The sequence below is a fragment of the Actinoplanes sp. NPDC051851 genome, from assembly GCF_040681165.1.
In the GTDB taxonomy this organism is placed as follows: Bacteria; Actinomycetota; Actinomycetes; order Mycobacteriales; family Micromonosporaceae; genus Actinoplanes.
The window spans coordinates 151,199-165,803 of the sequence record NZ_JBFAYF010000012.1 but is presented as its reverse complement, the minus strand read 5'-3'; the positions used below and the strand labels follow the sequence as shown (position 1 = coordinate 165,803).

General features: G+C 70.6%; 13 protein-coding genes. 5 read left to right on the top strand and 8 right to left on the bottom strand.

All coding sequences use genetic code 11. The annotated features are described in order from the left end of the window. Positions 1 to 4: 4 nt before the first annotated feature. Positions 5 to 379: a DoxX family protein gene (locus AB0M08_RS15175; RefSeq protein WP_364492840.1), complete on the bottom strand. Its 375-nt coding sequence runs from the start codon at positions 377 to 379 to the stop codon at positions 5 to 7. A gap of 117 nt (positions 380 to 496) precedes the next feature. Here AB0M08_RS15175 and AB0M08_RS15170 point away from each other — a divergent pair, with 117 nt between their 5' ends. Then, positions 497 to 982, top strand: a complete 486-nt coding sequence (locus tag AB0M08_RS15170) for a MarR family transcriptional regulator (RefSeq protein ID WP_364492838.1) — start codon at positions 497 to 499, stop codon at positions 980 to 982. 21 nt (positions 983 to 1,003) lie between these two features. Further along, positions 1,004 to 1,867 carry a class III extradiol ring-cleavage dioxygenase gene (locus tag AB0M08_RS15165; protein WP_364492836.1) on the top strand — a complete coding sequence of 288 codons (864 nt, stop codon included), beginning with the start codon at positions 1,004 to 1,006 and terminating at the stop codon, positions 1,865 to 1,867. Positions 1,868 to 1,874: 7 nt separating this feature from the next. Here AB0M08_RS15165 and AB0M08_RS15160 read toward each other — a convergent pair whose 3' ends face one another. Together AB0M08_RS15160 and AB0M08_RS15155 are read right to left on the bottom strand one after the other, a co-directional pair. Further along, a complete protein-coding gene (locus AB0M08_RS15160; RefSeq protein WP_364492834.1) occupies positions 1,875 to 2,504 on the bottom strand; it encodes a DNA-3-methyladenine glycosylase in 630 nt (209 codons plus the stop codon). A 33-nt stretch (positions 2,505 to 2,537) separates the two neighbouring features. Further along, a complete protein-coding gene (locus AB0M08_RS15155; protein ID WP_364492832.1) occupies positions 2,538 to 4,703 on the bottom strand; it encodes an ATP-binding domain-containing protein in 2,166 nt (721 codons plus the stop codon). Between the two features lie 139 nt (positions 4,704 to 4,842). Between AB0M08_RS15155 and AB0M08_RS15150 the strand changes: the two genes are divergently transcribed. Continuing rightward, a complete protein-coding gene (locus tag AB0M08_RS15150) occupies positions 4,843 to 5,352 on the top strand; it encodes a hypothetical protein (protein WP_364492830.1) in 510 nt (169 codons plus the stop codon). 189 nt (positions 5,353 to 5,541) lie between these two features. Here AB0M08_RS15150 and AB0M08_RS15145 read toward each other — a convergent pair whose 3' ends face one another. Genes AB0M08_RS15145 through AB0M08_RS15125 form a run of 5 tightly spaced genes read right to left on the bottom strand, consistent with a single transcriptional unit; the run spans position 5,542 to position 10,824 of the window. Beyond that, entirely contained in the window at positions 5,542 to 6,354 is an 813-nt protein-coding gene (locus tag AB0M08_RS15145) for an ABC transporter permease (protein WP_364492828.1), read from the bottom strand. Next, positions 6,351 to 7,208: an ABC transporter permease gene (locus AB0M08_RS15140; RefSeq protein ID WP_364492826.1), complete on the bottom strand. Its 858-nt coding sequence runs from the start codon at positions 7,206 to 7,208 to the stop codon at positions 6,351 to 6,353. Before AB0M08_RS15140 ends, AB0M08_RS15145 begins: the two co-directional genes overlap by 4 nt. A 1-nt stretch (position 7,209) precedes the next feature. After that, a complete protein-coding gene (locus tag AB0M08_RS15135; protein ID WP_364492824.1) occupies positions 7,210 to 8,391 on the bottom strand; it encodes an ABC transporter substrate-binding protein in 1,182 nt (393 codons plus the stop codon). Positions 8,392 to 8,425: 34 nt separating this feature from the next. Further along, a complete protein-coding gene (locus AB0M08_RS15130; protein ID WP_364492822.1) occupies positions 8,426 to 9,412 on the bottom strand; it encodes an ABC transporter ATP-binding protein in 987 nt (328 codons plus the stop codon). Then, a complete protein-coding gene (locus tag AB0M08_RS15125; RefSeq protein ID WP_364492820.1) occupies positions 9,409 to 10,824 on the bottom strand; it encodes an aldehyde dehydrogenase family protein in 1,416 nt (471 codons plus the stop codon). Before AB0M08_RS15125 ends, AB0M08_RS15130 begins: the two co-directional genes overlap by 4 nt. Positions 10,825 to 10,935: 111 nt before the next feature. Here AB0M08_RS15125 and AB0M08_RS15120 point away from each other — a divergent pair, with 111 nt between their 5' ends. Continuing rightward, positions 10,936 to 12,405 carry a PucR family transcriptional regulator ligand-binding domain-containing protein gene (locus AB0M08_RS15120; RefSeq protein ID WP_364492818.1) on the top strand — a complete coding sequence of 490 codons (1,470 nt, stop codon included), beginning with the start codon at positions 10,936 to 10,938 and terminating at the stop codon, positions 12,403 to 12,405. Positions 12,406 to 12,506: 101 nt separating this feature from the next. Then, a complete protein-coding gene (locus AB0M08_RS15115) occupies positions 12,507 to 14,603 on the top strand; it encodes a toll/interleukin-1 receptor domain-containing protein (RefSeq protein ID WP_364492816.1) in 2,097 nt (698 codons plus the stop codon). The last annotated feature ends 2 nt before the right edge of the window (positions 14,604 to 14,605 follow it).

Sequence of the window (14,605 nt, the reverse complement as noted above, 5' to 3'; positions counted from 1 at the left end):
CGGGTTAGAAGGAGTACGGGCCGAAGCGGCCCCAGGCGACCACCGCGGCCAGGAGCAGCAGCACCACGTTCGGGACGATCATCGGGTTCTCCTTGCGGCGGGCGTGCACCACGATGGCACCGATCATGGTGAGCACCAGGCCGACGGCGGCGAGCGGGACCAGCACCGGCGCGATGTCCAGGGCCGCCGGGAGGATGAGCCCGATCGCGGCGAGCAGCTCCAGCGCGCCGATCGCCTTGACCGCGCCGGGGCTGAAGTCGCCGGCCCAGCCCATGCCCGAGGCGACCAGCTTCTCCCGCGGCTGCGACAGCTTCATCGCGCCGGCGCCCAGGAAGGCGACGGCGAGCAGCCCGGCGATGATCCAGAGAACGATGTTCATGAGTTCCTCGTTATCCCGTATGACTTCAACAGTTGAGTGCAAGCTAGACCTCATGACTTAAGCACGCAAGCGAATCCGGCCGCCGATGAGTTAAACGATTGAGCTATGCTCGGCGGCATGGACACCGAGCCACGCTGGTTGAGCAGCGACGAACGGGAGACCTGGCTCGCCCTGATGAGCGTGCTGATGCGACTCAACTCGGCGCTCGACACGCAGCTGCAGCGCGACGCCGGCATCAGTCACTTCGAGTACGGGATCCTCGCCGCGCTCTCCGAGCGACCCGAGCGGACGCTGCGGATGAGCGACCTCGCGATCCTCGCCGAGGGCTCACTCGCCCGCCTCTCGCAGGCCGTCGGCCGGCTGGAGAAGCGCGGGTGGGTACGCCGCACGCCGGATCCCGCCGACGGCCGCTACACGCTCGCGGCGCTCACCGACGACGGGATGGCGAAGGTCGCCGACACCGCACCGGGGCACGTGGCGCGAGTCCGGGAGCTGGTCTTCGACCCGCTCACCAGGGCCCAGGTACGACAGCTGGGCGATATCGGACGGCGGATCATGCGGGCGGTCGACCCCGACGACCCGTGCGGCGCCACCCGATCCTGATCAACCGCGAGGAGTCACACGATGGATCACCTCTTGAGCGCGGCGGGTCCTGCTGCTGCGTACGATCGATTCCTGATCGAAGCGCAACCGCGCGCCCAGCGTCAGCGGAGCTGGCAGGCCGGGGACGCCGCCCTGCCGGCGCTCTATCTGAGCCATGGCGCGCCGCCGCTCTTCGACGACGGGCCCTGGCTCCGGGAGCTCTTCGGGTGGGCGCAGTCGATGCCGAAGCCGACGGCGATCCTGATCGTCTCGGCGCACTGGGAGAGCGCGCCGCTGATGATCAGCGCACCCCGGGCCGAGCTGGTGTACGACTTCGGCGGCTTCCACCCGCGCTACTACGAGATGCGGTACGACACGCCGGACGCGAGCGCGCTGGCCGACCGGATCGCCAGGACGCTCCCGGTGCACCGGCATCCGCGGCGCGGACTCGATCACGGCGCGTGGGTACCGCTGATGGCGATGTACCCGCTCGCCGACGTGCCGGTGCTGCAGCTCAGCATGCCCACCCAGGATCCGGCGCGGCTGATGGCGATCGGCGATCGGCTGCGTGAGCTGCGCGCCGAGGGCGTACTGGTGATCGGCAGCGGGTTCATGGTGCACGGGCTGCCGTTCATCACCCGCGAGATGATCTTCAAGGGCGCGATTCCGTCCTGGTCCTCGGAGTTCGACGCGTGGGCGGCCGAGGCGCTGGGCCGGGGCGACGTCGACGAGCTGGCGGCCTATCAGGATCGGGCACCGGGGATGCCGTTCGCGCACCCGACGCCGGACCATTTCACCCCGCTCTTCGTCACGCTGGGCGCGGCGGACCGGGCGGATCGGCCGGTGACCACCGCGATCGAGGGGTACATGATGGGCTTCTCCAAGCGCTCGTTCCAGACGACGTGACCGATTCCTACCGGCTCGCCGGCCCGGGCGGCGAGACCGCCCGGGGGACGTGGCGGCGGTAGGCGCTGACCGTCGGGTCACCGGCGATCCAGAATCGCCACGCCAGGTCGTGCGCGGCGGTGACGCCGACCCGAGGACCGGCGAGGATGCGCTCCTCCGGTACCGGCTCGGCCGGGGGATGCAGGGTCAACGGTCCGGTGCCGTCGACCACCGACGTCCCGTAGGCCGTGAGCGGCAGGCCGAGCGCCTCGACGAGGCGGGCCGGCCCCGAGGCGAGATCGGCGTCGCGCCTGGCCGCGGGGCGCCGGGAACGGGCGACGTCGGCGCCGTCCACGACCTGCCCCGCGCGCAGCAGGACCGCCGCGGGCTGCCCCACCGGCCCGCACGTCACGTTGGCACAGGTGTGCAGTCCGTAGATGCGGTACAGATAGAGGTGACCCGCCGGGCCGAACATGGCCGCGTTACGTGCCGTCCGCCCTCGATGGGCATGGCTGGCGGGGTCGCCGCCCAGTCCCGCATACGCCTCGGTCTCGGTGAGCCGGATCGTGACGCCGCCGGCGACCGCCAGCCAGCCGAGGAGCCGGCGCGCGGTGCCGGCGACCGCGGTCGCGGGATCGTCGAGCCAGGCGTGCGTCACGTGTCAAGGAAAGCAGACGGGGCGTATCGCCGGTCAACGATGATGACGGCACGTGGTGAAGACGCCCAGGCGCTGAGTCGGACGGGTCAGCGCGACGTAGAGGTCGTTCTCGCCGCGCGGGGACTCGGCCACGATCAGGTCCGGATCGACCACGATCACCGCGTCGAACTCCAGTCCCTTCGCCTCGACCACGGTGAGCTGGACCTTCTCCGCGTCCGGGTCCCGCCCGGCCAGCTCACCCCGGAACGAGGCCGGGACGATCACCGCGAGCCGGCCGGTCTCCGCCGCGATCAGCTCGGCCAGCCGTTGCGGGGTGCCGGTCTCCTCCCACGGCTCGACACCCGAGTTGCGGACCGGGCGCGGGGTGACGATGCCGGGGAGACGGCGGGCGGCGTACGCCATGATCTCGGCCGGGGTGCGGTAGCTGACCGTCAACTCGACCATCCGCCAGCGGTCCGCGACGTACGGGCCGAGCACCTCGGACCAGCTGGACGCCCCACCCAGCGCGCCGGTCTGGTCGAGGTCGCCGACCACCGTCATCGAGCGGCTCGGGCAGCGGCGCATCAGCAGGCGTACGGCCATCGGCGAGAGCTCCTGCGCCTCGTCGACGATGACGTGCCCGAACGCCCACTGCCGGTCGGCCGCGGCCCGGCTCGCGGCGGACCGCCACGGGCGGTGCTCAAGCCGCTCGGCCAGCACGTCGGCCTCCATCACGTCGGCGAGGTTCGGGATCGCGGCCTCGTCGTCGTCCTCCAGCTCGTACGACTTGGACCCGGCGGTGATGTCGAGGATGCCCTGCGCGTAGGCGATACGCCGTTCGGTCTCGCCGTCGTCCCGCCGTTCCCCGACGGGGCCCAGCAGCTCGGCGGCCTCGTCGAGCAGCGGGACGTCGGCCGGGGTCCAGCCTCCGCCCGGCTCGCGGCGCAGCGGCTCGTGCCCGGTGTCCCGGTAGAAGTCCTCCAGGAACCGCTGCGGGGTCAGCACCGGCCAGAGCTCGTCGAGGACCGCCCGGATCGCGGGCTCCCCGGCCAGGTCGGCGCGGATGTCCGCGACGTCGCCCTCGTCGAGCACGTTCGGCGACGGCAGCACGTCGCCCTCACCGAGCGGGTCGTCCCAGAACGGGTCGTAGCCGATCCGGTCCGCGAGCTGCCGGGCGAGCCCGTCGAGGACCCCGGCCACGAAGATCGCGCGGGCCGCGTTGTGCAGCAGGCCGGAGTCGCGGGCCCGCCGCCGGGCCGGCTCGCAGATCACCCGGCCGAGCACGAGCACGGTCCGGTCGACCTCGATCTCGATCGGTTCGTCCGGCACGCGCTGCCGGTCGCGGAGCCCGGCGGCGAGCACCTCGACCATCTCGGCCCGGCCCTTGAACGCGGCGACCGCGGGCGGCTCCGGGCGGCGCGCGGTGACGCCGGGGAACAGGTCGCCGAGCGTCGCCAGCAGCACCCCGGTCTCGGCGAGCGAGGGCAGCACCTGGGAGATGTAGCGCAGGAAGGTGGCGTTCGGGCCGACGATCAGCACGCCGCGCGGGGCGAGCTGCTCCCGGTACGTGTAGAGCAGGTACGCCGCCCGGTGCAGGGCCACCGCGGTCTTCCCGGTGCCCGGGCCGCCCTGCACGACCAGCACGCCGTTGAGCCCGGTCCGGATGATCCGGTCCTGCTCGGCCTGGATGGTGGCGACGATGTCCCGCATCCGGCCGGTCCGGTTCGCGGTCAGCGCCGCGATCAGGGCCGCCTCGCCGACCAGCGTCTCGGTGCCGCCCTCGGCGCGGCGCAGGTCCAGGATCTCGTCGTCGATCGCGACCACCGTACGGTCCCGGGTCCGGATGTGGCGGCGGAGCGTGACGTCGTGCGGGGTGATCGCGGTGGCCACATAGAACGGGCGGGCGGCCGGTGCGCGCCAGTCGACCAGCAGCGGATGCTCGGTGTCGTGGATACCGATCCGGCCGATGTGCAGCCGGTCGCCGTCGGCCAGGTCGAGCCGGCCGAAGCAGAGGCCCTGCTCGACGGCCTCGTACTGGGCCAGCCGTTCGGCGTAGTCCCAGGTCGCGGCGTCGCGCTGGGCGAGCGCCTGCTTGTTGACGCCGTGCTCCCGGCGCAGCTCGCCGATCCGGGCCCGGGTCCGCTCGCGCAACCCGTCGAGGCGGTCATACAGCACACTCAGGTGAACCTGCTCCTCGGCAAGGCTTGACAGACTTGACACCCATGCCTCCAGGGCTTATTCTGATAGTGGATTTCTCGGCTTGAGGCACATTTGCCCAAAGCAATACCCGAGCATAGCAGCCTGCGCCCGGCCGAAACAGGCCCGTGGAGCGCGGCGGAAGATTAGCGTTTCCGTGGTGATGTCGGGTCGGACGCTGCTCTGGTACAGCGTGCTCTGCGGAACCGGCGTGATCTGGTCGAGTGTGCTCGTGGTGGCCCTCGCCCTGGGTCACCGGCCGGTTCACAGCGTGGTGGCGGTGGGTGTCGCGGCCCTGCTGACCGTGCCGGGCTTCGCGGTGGGGGTGACGGCGAACCGGCGGGCGTACATGACGCGGCAGCCCCGGCGGTTCTGGAGCCTGCAGTCCTGGGTGCCGCCGCACGTGCCGGTCGCGGCCGCGGTCTTCGCCGGGGCGCTGCTCTTCGGCTTCTGGCTCTCCATCGTGCTGGCCTTCGTGGCGCTCGACGGCAGCCCGGAGGTCCGCGGCGGGCAGTACGTGCTCGACGACCACAGCCGGATCGTGGTGGTGTCGGCGGAGACGTACGAGCGGCAGATGGACCACGAACAGCAGATCTCGCTGAGCGTGCTGGGCGCGTTCGCGATCGGCGGCTGCTTCCTCTGCTACGCCCGCGCCACCGACCACGAGACGTGACCGGCCGCCGCACCCGCGGCTCCGCGCGCACGCCGCGTTCGTGCCCCGTGCCGCGCTCACACCCCGCGCCCACGCCGCGCCCGCTGCGCCGCGCACGCGGACGGGCGGGCGCCGGCGGGCGGCGCGCACGCGGGCGGGCGGGCGGCGCGAGCGCGGGGGTGGGTAGGGCGCGGGTGCGGGGTGGGTGGGTCAGGTGCGGGTGGCGGCCTCGGGGCCGGCCAGACGCTGGGCCAGCCAGACCGGGAGGACCGAGAGGACGATCAGGACCGCGGCGACCACGTTGACGACCGGGGCCTGGTTCGGGCGGAACAGGTTGTTGAAGATCCAGATGGGCAGCGTGGTGACGCCCGGGCCGGCCGTGAACGTGGTCACGATGATCTCGTCGAAGCTGAGCGCGAAGGCCAGCAGCCCACCGGCGAGCAGCGCCGACCGGATCAGTGGGAAGGTGACGTACCGGAAGGTCTGCAGGGGTGAGGCACCCAGATCGGCGGAAGCGTCCTCCAGGTTGGTGCCGGTGCGGCGCAGCCGGGCCAGGACGTTGTTGTAGACGGTGACCACACAGAACGTCGCGTGGCCGACCACCACCGAGAAGAGGCCCTTGCCGATGCCGAGGTCGCCCATCACCGAGCGCCACGCGCTGTCCAGGGCGATGCCGGTGACGATGCCGGGCAGCGCGATCGGCAGCACGATCAGCAGCGAGAGCGTGTCCCGGCCGAAGAACGCGAACCGCTGCACCGCGAAGGCCACCATGGTGCCGAGCAGCAGCGCGATCGCGGTGGCGCCGAGACCGGCCTGGACCGAGGTGAGCAGGGCCTGGCGGGCGCCCTCGTTCTCCCAGGCCGACGACCACCACGCGGTGGTCCAGTCGTGCGGCGGCCAGGCGAAGGTGCGGTCGCCGTTGAACGAGTTGACCAGCACCAGCAGCAGCGGCACGTAGATGAAGGTCAGGCCGATCGCCATGAACGCGCGCAGCGCCCAGCGCGCCGGTGCGGACAGCGTCACAACTCCTCCAGGGCGCCCGAACGGCGGACCGCGACCAGGTAGACGACCATGATCAGCACCGGGACGGTGGCGATCGCGGCCGCGAAGGGCAGGTTGTTGGCCGCGCCGATGTTGGCGTAGACCAGGTTCCCGATCAGCTGGGACTTGCCGCCGACGATCTGCACGGTGATGTAGTCGCCGAGCGAGAGCGAGAACGTGAAGATCGAGCCGGCGAAGACCGACGGGATCAGCATCGGCAGGACCACCGCGCGGAACGTACGCCCGGCGCGGGCGCCCAGGTCCGCGGAGGCCTCCAGCAGCGAGTCGGGCAGCCGCTCCAGCCCGGCGTAGATCGGCAGGATCATGTACGGCAGCCAGAGGTACGAGAGCACGATGATCGTCGCCGGGAGGCCGTAGCCCGGACCGTGCCCCGGGCCGCCGAGGAGCGTGTCGATCGGGCCGCCGTTGGCCAGCAGGATCCGCCAGGCGTACGCCTTGACCAGGTAGGACGCCCAGAGCGGGGTGAGGATCGCGATCACCAGCCAGTGCCGGGACCGCGGCGAGGCGACCTTGGCCATGAAGAACGCCATCGGCACCGCGAGCACGGTGCAGATGACGGTCACCGCCGCCGCCACCCCGAGACTGCGCAGGGTGACGGCACGGTAAACCTCGCCGGTGAAGACGGTCCGGAAGTTCTGCAGGGAGAACGTCCGGACCACCTCCCCGGTGAACCCGTTCACGGTCCAGAACGCCGACACGAGCAGCACCGCGAGCGCGCCGAGATACGCGACGACCAGCCAGAGCAGGGGCGCCGAGAGCAGGCCGGCCAGGCGCAGGCGCGGGTGCCGGTGCAGGTACGAACCGAGACTGGTCACGCTATCCCTTGATCTCCGTCCAGGCCTGGGTCCAGGCGCTATAGTCCTTGCACGTCACGTCGGTACGGCCGTCGACACACTGTGCCAGTGGGGTGGTCCAGTACCAGACCTGGTCGAAGTAGGACTCGTCGTCGGCGTGGTACGTCTCGCAGAAGCTCTTGTCCGCGGTCTGATCGCAGGCCAGCTTGTTCGCCGGCGCCTCACCGAACCACTCGGCGACCTGGGCGTTCGCGGTCGGCGAGACGATGTAGTTCATCCAGAGGTAGCCGCAGTTCGGGTGCTTCGCCTCGGCCGCGATCATCCAGGTGTCCGACCAGCCGGTGGCGCCCTCGCTGGGCAGCACCGACGCGACCTTGGCGCCGTCCGCCTCGGCCAGGTTCGCGATGACCTGCCACGAGGTGCCGATCACCGAGTCACCGGACTTGAACGCCTGCACCTCCTTGGTGTAGTCGCTCCAGTACTCGCCGATCAGCTTGTTCTGCGCCTTCAGCAGGTCGACCGCCGCCTGGAACTGGGTGTCGTCCAGGGCGTACGGGTTCGTGATCTTCAGGTCGGGCTTGGTCTTCATCAGGTAGAGCGCCGCGTCCGCGATGTAGATCGGCGAGTCGTACGCGGTGATCTTGCCGGTGTACGGCGAGTTCGCGTCGAAGACCGAGGACCACGAGGTGGGCGCCGGGGTGACCGTGTCGGTGCGGTACATCAGCACGTTCGCGCCACGGCCGTGCGGTACGCCGTACGCGGTGCCGTCGACGGAGTTCCAGGTCTTGTTCTTCAGTCCGTCGAAGACGTCCTTGTAGTTCGCGATCAGGTCGGTGTTGACCGGGGCCACGTCACCGCCGTAGATCAGCCGCAGCGACGCGTCGCCGGAGGCCGAGACCACGTCGTAGTCGCCGGTCTTCATCAGCGTGACCATCTCGTCGGAGGTCGCCGCCACCTTGTTGTTGACCTGGCAGCCGGTCTCCTTCTCGAACGGCGTGACCCAGTCGACCGTCTTGTCGGTGGTGCCGTCCTCGACGTACCCCGCCCAGGAGACGATGTCGACCTCGCCCTCGCCGGCGCCGAGCGACGCCAACTTGTCGATCTTCGGGAGCGAGAGACCGCCCGGGCCGGAGCCGCTCTCCTCGGTGCCGCCGCCACCACACGCGGAGAGCGTCAACACGCCCACCGCCAGCATCGCCGTCATCCATCTGCCGCTATGCCGCATCGCGCTTCCTCTCTCAGGGGATTTCGATCACGTGCTCGTCAAGCCAGCTGAGCCGGACACGCTGCCCCCGCAGCGCCTTCGCGGGAACGCGGCGGTTCTGCTCCACCACCGTGACCCGGGTACCGGCGTCCAGGTCCACCACGTAGCGGGTGACCGCCCCCGCGTAGATCACCTCGGCCACGGCGCCGGGCGCGCCGCCCTCGCCGTCCAGGTCGATCTTCTCCGGGCGTACCGAAAAAGATCCCTCTCTGTTGAAGAGGGCCTTGGCCACGTCGCCGGTGAAGACGTTGGAGGTACCGACGAACCCCGCGACGAACGCGGTGGACGGTCGCTCGTAGACCTCCTCGGGAGTACCCACCTGGACGATCCGGCCCTGATCGAAGACGGCCACCCGGTCGCTCATGGTGAGCGCCTCGTCCTGGTCATGGGTGACGAAGACGAAGGTGATGCCGACTTCGCGCTGGATCGCCTTCAGCTCGACCTGCATCTGTTCGCGCAGCTTGAGGTCGAGAGCGCCGAGTGGCTCGTCGAGCAGGAGCACCTTGGGGCGGTTCACCAGCGCCCGGGCCAGCGCCACGCGCTGCCGCTGCCCACCGGACATGGCGGCCGGCCTGCGCTTGCCGAAATCGGCCAGCCGGACGCTGGCGAGCGCCTGCTCCGCGCGTTGGATCCGCTCCTTCTTCGGTACGCGCCGGACCTTGAGGCCGTACTCCACGTTCTCCTGCACGGTCAGGTGCGGGAAGAGCGCGTAGTCCTGGAAGACCGTGTTCACGTCGCGCTCGAACGGGGCCAGCCGGGTCACGTCGCGCCCGCCGAGTTCCACCGTGCCGCTCGTCGGCAACTCGAACCCGGCGATCATCCGGAGCACCGTGGTCTTGCCGGAACCGGACGGGCCGAGCATGGAGAAGAACTCGCCGTCGGCGATCTCCAGGTCGACGCCGGCGACCGCCTCGACGGCCCCGAACGACTTGCGCAGGCCGGACAGCTTGATGGCGTTCATGCGCTCACACTCACGAATCTCAGCTCGGTCATCTCGTTGATCGCGTACGCGGGACCCTCCCGGGTGTTCCCGGCCGCCCCCGAACCCCCGTACGGCTGCTGGTCGGCCCGGAAGGTGGGCACCTCGTTGATCAGAACCCCGCCGAAGTCGAGGTCGTTCGCGGCGCGCAGGGCCGCACCGAGGTCCGGGGTGAAGATCCCGGCCTGCAGCCGGAAGTCGCTCGCGTTGGCGAGCGCGATCGCCTCGTCCAGGTCGGCGTACGGCGTCACGGTGATCACCGGGCCGAACACCTCGCCGCGGTAGACGTCCAGGTGCCGGGGCGGGTCGGCGACCACCGCCGGGGTGATCAGCGTGCCGTGCACCTCGCCGCCGGTGACCTCGGCACCGGCCCGGCGCGCGGCGTCCAGCCAGCCGGCGACCCGCGCGGTGGCGGCCGCCGAGATCAGCGGGCCCACCTCGGTCCGTCCGTCGAGCGGGTCGCCGAGCCGGAGCGTGCCGGCCGCCCCCCGCAGGCCGTCCAGCACCGCGCCGTAGACCGAGCGGTGGGCGAGGACCCGCTGGGTGGAGACGCAGCTCTGTCCGGCATAGGAGAAACCACCGCGGCGTACGGCGGCGACCGCGCGCTCCAGGTCCGCGGCCGCCTCGATGATCACCGGGGCGTTGGAGCCGAGCTCCAGCAGCACCCGCTTGCCGGCCGCGGCCCGCTGGATCCGGCGCCCCACCGCGACGCTGCCGGTGAACGAGACCACCGCGGGCACCGGGTGCTCGACCAGCGGCTCGCCGGTCGCCGGGCCGGTGCCGGTGACCACCGAGATCCAGTCCTCCGGCAGCCCCGCCTCGACCAGCAGGTCCACCAGGCGGATCGCGGAGATCGGGGTGAGCTCGGCGGGCTTGAGCACCACCGGGCAGCCGGCCGCGATCGCCGGGCCGATCTTGTGGGCGACCAGGTTCAGCGGGAAGTTGAACGGGGTGATGGCGGCGACCACCCCGGCCGGGTGCCGGACCGCGAGGCCCAGCCGCCCGGCGGCGGCCCGGGACGCGTCCATCGGGATCATCTCGCCGGCCAGCTTGCGGGCCTCCACCGCGGCGAAGCGCAGGGTGTCGGCGCAGCGGGCGGTCTCGCCCCGGGCGTCGGCGATCGGCTTGCCGGCCTCCCGGGCGACGGTGACCGCGAACTCCTCGGTGCGCTCGGTGAGCAGCCCGGCGGCGCGCTCCAGTACCTCGGCGCGGGCGTGCTGCGGGAAGTCCCGGCGGGCCAGCACCGCGGCGGCGGCCGTACAGGCCTCGGCGACATGCGCGGCGGTCAATGCGGGCACCCGGCCGACCGGGGTGCCGTCGTACGGACTGCGCACCTCGATCCACTCGGCGGCACCCACCGGGCGGCCGCCGATCCGGGCCGGAACCTGCAACACTTGTGAACCTCCTGCGACGTTCCGGTCACCGTAGGGGCAGCGGAGCGTACTGGTAAATGGACATGCGTCCAGTCCTTACGCGCGGACGTTGTGCAGTCGTACAGTCCCGCCATGACGCTGCGCCTGGCCGACGTGCTCGCGGACCCCGACCTGAGCCTGCGCCTGGCCGACGGGGAGCAGGCGGCACTGCACCGGCCGGTCCGCTGGGTCGCGGTCACCGAGCTCGCCGACCCCCGGCCGTTCCTCAGTGGCGGCGAACTCGTGCTCACCACCGGGCTGTCCCAGCGATCGGCGCGGGCACAGCGCGAATTCGTGGCGCGGGTCGCCGGGGGCGGGGCGGCCGGGCTGGGCTTCGGGATCGGGCTCAGCCACGAGAAGATCCCGGCGGGGACGCTCGCGGAGGCGCGCTCGCTCGGGCTTCCGGTGCTGGAGATCCCGTACGAGACACCGTTCATCGCGGTTGACCGGTTCGTCGCCGACCGCATCCTGGAGGAGCAGTACGGGCGCTTCGCCGACCTGCTCGACGAGCACGACACGCTCGCCAAATCGCTGCTCTCCGGGCGGGGACTGGGCGCGCTGATCGAGTCACTGCACCAGATCCTCGGCGCGCCGGCCATGGTCCTCGACGTGCACGGCGGGGTGCTGGCGACCGCGCCGTCCAGCGCGGCGTGGCCGGTCGAGCAGATCCTGTTCACCGCGTTCTCCCGGGACGGCGCGGCCGCTCCCCGCGACGGCGAGCCGGTCGCGCTGCCGGTCACCGTGGAGGACGGTGTGGAGGCGTACCTCTGCTACCGCCGGCCACGCCGATCCGCGGACGTGCTGCCGTACGCGGTCTCCCTGGTCGGACTCGAGCTCGCCCGGCGGCGCGCCGAACTGGCCGGCAAGCGGCGGCTGGCCGGCCAGGTGCTGGAGGACCTGGTCCGCGGCATCATCGGCGCACCCGAGGCGGAACGCCGGCTGGCCCCGTTCGGCATCCGCGCCGCCGACGAGCACGCCGTGCTGGTCGCCACCGTCCCCGGGGGCCGGGGCCTGCTGAGCAGCCCGCCGCTGGCCGGCGCCACCACCGGCGTGATCGAGGACTGCCTGATCGCGGTCCTCGACCCCGGCCGCCCGGCCCGGGAGACCGCGCACCAGTTGCACGCCCACCTGAGCCGGGACGGCGCCACCGCCCGGGTCGGCATCGGCGGCTGGTACACCGGGATGACCGGTCTGCGGTGGAGCTACTACGAGGCGCACGAGGCGATGACCCGTGGCCCGGGCATCAACGAGCGCGAGCAGATGAGCCTCTCCGGACTCCTGCTGGCCAGCGAGGACGTGCCGCTGCGCGACCTGGCCAAGGACGTGCTCCGCCCGCTCCGCGAGTTCGACACCGCACACGGCGGCGCCCTGGTCGAGACCCTGCGCACCTACCTGGACGCGAACGGCTCGGTCGCCGCGGTCGCCGACCGCCTGATCGTGCACCGCAACACGGTCCGCTACCGCCTGGACCAGATCGAGAGACTCACCGCCCGCTCCCTCGACGCCACCGCCGACCGCGTCCAGTTCTGGCTGGCCCTCGCCGCCACCCGCCTCGACAACTGACACGACCCGCCCAGGTCAACACAGGGGTGGCCATCGACGCCATCGCAGGTGACACTCACCTCCTCAGACCTCGAAGACATTGCCTGACCTGGGGAAGGGCCATGGAGGAGACGCTCCGCAGCCCGTGGGACTACGACGCTTTCATCAGTTACACGCGCTTCGACAACCACATCGCCGGGATCGTGACTGCGGTGATCCGGGAACTCCGCCGACAGTTCCGCCGGCTTTCCGGACATCCTTTCCGCACATTCCTCGATGAGGAGGACATATCGATCTCGACGATCTGGCAGGACCGGCTCGAACTCGCACTCGAGCGGAGTGCCGTCCTGATCATCTTCGTGACACCGTCCTACCTCACCTCTGGCTGGTGCGCCCGGGAGTTCGACAAGTTCTCGGCGCTCGAGGAGCATCGGCGCATCGCCTTCGGGCTCGCGCCGCATCAGTCGCTCGTCTTCCCGATCACGGTCACCGAGGTCACCCTCCGAGGCGGCGAGCCGCCCGGCGTCGAGGAACGCTATCGGCGAATCCGCGGGCGCCAGGCCGTCGATCTCACCTCCTGCAAACCGGGTAGCACCGCGTTCACCACAGCGATCGAGCGTCTCGCCCGGGATCTGCGGGAGAGTCTCCAACAGCTGATCCCTCACGACCGGCCCGCCTCCGCGAATCACGTACCCGACTTCGCGACTGCGGATCAGGGCGTGCCGATCGTCGCGACCCACTCCGGCACCGACCGGGAAAGGTTGACCAGGCTGCTCGCGGACGCGGAGAGCACGATCATCGTGGGCGTGACGAATTCCTGGTTGCCGGAGTGCCTCGAAGCAGCGATACACATCAAGCGGCAGAGGCCCTCGGGAAAGCGCTTCTGGGACGACCTCCAGATCGTCTTCCTCGCCGAGGAGGTCCTGCCGTTTGTGAAGGACGAGCTCTCCACCGAGTTCCCGATCGCCGCACAGGCCCTGCGCGAGCGTGTCCGACGGGCCGGACAGGCGAAACGGCACATCATGTCGCTGCTCCTGCGCGAGGGGGCCGCAGGCCGCTGGAGCCTGCACTCCTACCCCTTCGCGCTCCCGTTCACCGGCAACATCTTCGTCTTCCGCGACGGGCACCGGCGCGTGCAACTCGGCGTCACCCGCCCGATGCGCGGTGAGGACGACAGCCTTCGGATCGACTTCCTCGATCGGTTCGACCAGTCCTTCGAGGCCGCGTTCCGGGAGATCGTAGAGAACAGTCGCGAGGAGCACGAGCTGGTCCTCGTGGGCTCACCGGGATCCGGACCGGATCGTTTCCTCTGCCGATCGGTCCGGTTCCGGCGAAGCGTACTGGAGGGCGGTGGCAACGCGTCGGACTGGCTGCCGGCGGTCGTCGTGCTCACCTGGCGGATCGGAACCTCTGGCCCAGAGGCACTCCTGCAGGTGAACACCCCGACGAACTCGACTCGCGAAATGGGGAAGGTTTCACACGTCAGCGGCTACATCAATCAGGTCGACCACGTAGACATCGGCCACGGCGCCGGAGAACGGGAGACCTTCGAGATCTCGTGGGACGAGGCGACGGCTGCCGCGCATCGTGAACTGCGGACGGATTTCGGCATCACGGAAACCCCGATGCCCCCCGAACGAATCAGCGCCGTACCTTTCTACTACTGCGACAAGGAGAACTTCCTCTTCTACATGCTGTCGCAACAACTGGACGCCTCGACGTCCTTCGGAGAGCACACACGGATGTTCGCCTGGGCCCCGGCCGATCTGATGCGAATCAGAGGGCATCAGGTACTCCGCGGTGTCCTACGCCTGTTCGGGCACCCGATGGCCGGCGAGCAGCGGCGGCGCGCCACGGCCCTGGTGCTGAACAACCTGATCGCCCACGAGGAGGACGCCGTGGCACAGTCGCTGTCCCGGCACGCAGAGCTGAGTTCTCCCCCCGATTCCCTGAAGGAACTCGTGACGAAGCGACTGCAGGCGACCGCGTACTCGAAATACGCCCGGGGACGCGAGATCCAGGTGACAGGCATTGCGGGACTGCAATACCGCGCTTTCTTCTCACACATTCTCCCCGCATATACAGCACTCCGGATTCAGGGAGCGGGCGAGATACTGACGAGCATCCACGCGGATCGTGACCGAGCCGAGGCGGTGGCCGCGCTGTCGGTGTCATACCTGAACGAGGACTACATCACGTCGTTCCCGATGGAGGTCTGAAC